This window comes from Paraburkholderia diazotrophica (assembly GCF_038900755.1).
In the GTDB taxonomy this organism is placed as follows: Bacteria; Pseudomonadota; Gammaproteobacteria; order Burkholderiales; family Burkholderiaceae; genus Paraburkholderia; species Paraburkholderia diazotrophica_A.
The window spans coordinates 1-255 of record NZ_JBBPEN010000091.1 but is presented as its reverse complement, the minus strand read 5'-3'; the positions used below and the strand labels follow the sequence as shown (position 1 = coordinate 255).

1 protein-coding gene is annotated in these 255 nt (G+C 60.4%); it reads left to right on the top strand.

What is annotated here, in order from left to right; all coding sequences use genetic code 11:
• Position 1 precedes the first annotated feature (1 nt).
• Complete coding sequence (locus AABE10_RS36340; protein ID WP_342937857.1) at positions 2-190, top strand: 4Fe-4S binding protein; 189 nt, start codon at positions 2-4, stop codon at positions 188-190.
• Positions 191-255: the final 65 nt, after the last annotated feature.

The window sequence follows — 255 nt, the reverse complement described above, 5'->3', positions numbered from 1 at the left end:
CCTGAAGATCATTGCGTCGACGTGCACCGGCTGCTCGGCCTGCGAGCCGCAGTGCCCCAATGTCGCCATCTGTGAGAAAAGCGGTGTCTTCGCAATCGATCCGAAGAAATGCATGGAGTGCGACGGACAGTTCGATACTCCGCAATGCGTGGCGGTGTGCCCCGTGGACGGATGCATCGTTCCGGCCTAGCCCGTTTCCCCGCGCATCGCGCCACCTGCGTCTAACGACTGCTCACTTTGACGGAATCGAAACCA